The 1,816-nt window shown below is 49.3% G+C and carries 3 protein-coding genes; 1 reads left to right on the top strand and 2 read right to left on the bottom strand.

From position 1 onward, the window contains the following. Nucleotides 1–486: restriction endonuclease subunit S (locus AAA021_RS09455; protein WP_192919620.1), on the top strand; the 486-nt coding region annotated here is incomplete at its 5' end. Here AAA021_RS09455 and AAA021_RS09450 read toward each other — a convergent pair. Together AAA021_RS09450 and AAA021_RS09445 are read right to left on the bottom strand one after the other, a co-directional pair. Next, nucleotides 476–1,270, bottom strand: coding sequence for a tyrosine-type recombinase/integrase (locus AAA021_RS09450; protein ID WP_006235246.1), 795 nt, complete (start codon nucleotides 1,268–1,270; stop codon nucleotides 476–478). The two genes, AAA021_RS09455 and AAA021_RS09450, sit on opposite strands and share 11 nt — an antisense overlap. A 33-nt stretch (nucleotides 1,271–1,303) precedes the next feature. Continuing rightward, on the bottom strand, nucleotides 1,304–1,816 hold a 513-nt coding region (locus tag AAA021_RS09445; RefSeq protein WP_192934321.1), incomplete at its 5' end, for a restriction endonuclease subunit S.

Raw genomic sequence — 1,816 nt, 5'->3', positions numbered from 1 at the left:
CGTCGTTTAGGGTCTCTTGTCTTGAATCGCGGGCAGAAGAGGCCTGAGGCGCGTTTTGCCTATATCGACATCTCGTCGATTGACAATGTGAACCAAAAGCTCGGACAAGAAACTGTTATAAATGCAGCTGACGCGCCCTCACGAGCAAGAAAGCTAGTCGCAAAGAATGATGTGCTCTATGCGACCGTCCGCCCTTATTTGCATAATGCCTGTATCGTAGATAAGGATTTTAATATTAAGCCCATCGCAAGTACTGGGTTTGCTGTCCTTTCATGTCTAGACGGATTCCTTCCTAGTTTTCTTCTCTACTTTTTGGTTTCTCCTAGCTTTGACTCTTATGCAAATGCCAATGAGAACGCGAAGGGGGTTGCCTATCCGGCAATCAATGACAACAGGCTGTATCGCGCTCTAGTTCCTGTTCCCCCGGCCAGCGAGCAGAAACGAATTGTTTCTAGAGTCACCGAAGTATTTGCTCTTACCAATTGACTGCTTCATCAACCGCGGCGCGCTGTTCATCGGCAGTGCGCCGCAGATAGATTCGCGTTGTCTCAATGCTTTCGTGTCCCATAAGATCAGCAAGCAGTGAAATATCTGGGTTGCGGTTGATAAAGTTTTTTGCGAACAAGTGCCGAAATGAATGCGGGTATACGACGTCTTGGTCGACGCCATAGCGCAGTGCGGCACGCTTCAACCCTACGGATATGCCGCGCGAAGTAATCGCGTTGTCGTTTTTGCCTGGAAATAGAAGGCCATTCATTGGCTTGGCTTTCCATGTAAGACTTTCTTCACGCAAAGAGTCAGGTATCCAAATTCTCCTGAGCTTCTGGCCTTTTGAAACAATGTCCATATATCCAGCGGTAACGTGTTCTACTTTGAACTGTCTTAACTCACTTACTCTCGCACCCGTACAACCAAGAAAGCGAACGATGAAATACCAAAACCAATCACCGTCTTGCTTCAGGCCGCTGATTAACTGCATGTATTGTTCATTGCTGATGACATTGTCGAGAAACGGCTTCTGTTGAATTCGCACTCCTTTGAGTCGGATTCCATCGAAAGCGATGAAATCAAGGTAGGTGTTAATTGCGCCGATGCGGTTGTTAACCGTTTTCGGAGCGAATGAAGAAACCAGCCACTCTTTGTGCGCAAGAAGTGACTGGTTTGTTAGAGACTGAGTTTTATCGATAAGCTGGCATATTGCAAAGGAATAAGAATCAACAGTGTTTTCCGCATAACCCTTTTCCTGCAAGTATTGTACAAACATTCTCATGACATCTTCCTTTCGACGAGGTCATGAAAACAGTTAGACAAGTATTTTGAAAAGCCAGTCAACTTCATAAACGATGCGACGCTGCTCGGCGAGGGGCGGAACTGGGATTAGGTAGTTTCTGACCGTCTCCTGCGCAAGCTCTTTCTGCTTCGTGCTGCCGCTTGCCTGGTCTTCAATTTCAGACTGGACTGACGGCCCCGCGAAATAGGCGAAGGCAAACCGGTGATCAAGCCAATCTTCCCGCGTCCTGATCACCGTCACGTGGCTGTCGGCGACGGCCCAGCCGTATCTGTTTTTCGCCGAGTCATAGACCGCCATCCTGCCCAACGTGCCGAGGCCGGTCGAGTTCCAGAGAAGGTCACCATCCTTCAGAATCCGCTCATCCGCGTACTTGGATACGGTGGCTGGGTCGATGAACCTCGCCTTTTCCACGGAGAATCCGCTCCATTGGTTGCACTTTTGGGCGATCACGGGGTATTTCTCGACGGTCGAATACTTCGGCGACTTGCCCCTCTGGATGTAAGTGGTGACGCTCTCGAGCCTCGC

Source organism: Collinsella sp. CLA-JM-H32, from assembly GCF_040098165.1.
In the GTDB taxonomy this organism is placed as follows: Bacteria; Actinomycetota; Coriobacteriia; order Coriobacteriales; family Coriobacteriaceae; genus Collinsella.
This window is presented reverse-complemented; position numbering and strand designations above follow the sequence as displayed.

Bases quoted from the DNA above. Each gene is read 5' to 3' on its own strand.
- AAA021_RS09450 (WP_006235246.1), bottom strand. From the start codon at position 1,270: ATGAGAATGTTTGTACAATACTTGCAGGAAAAGGGTTATGCGGAAAAC.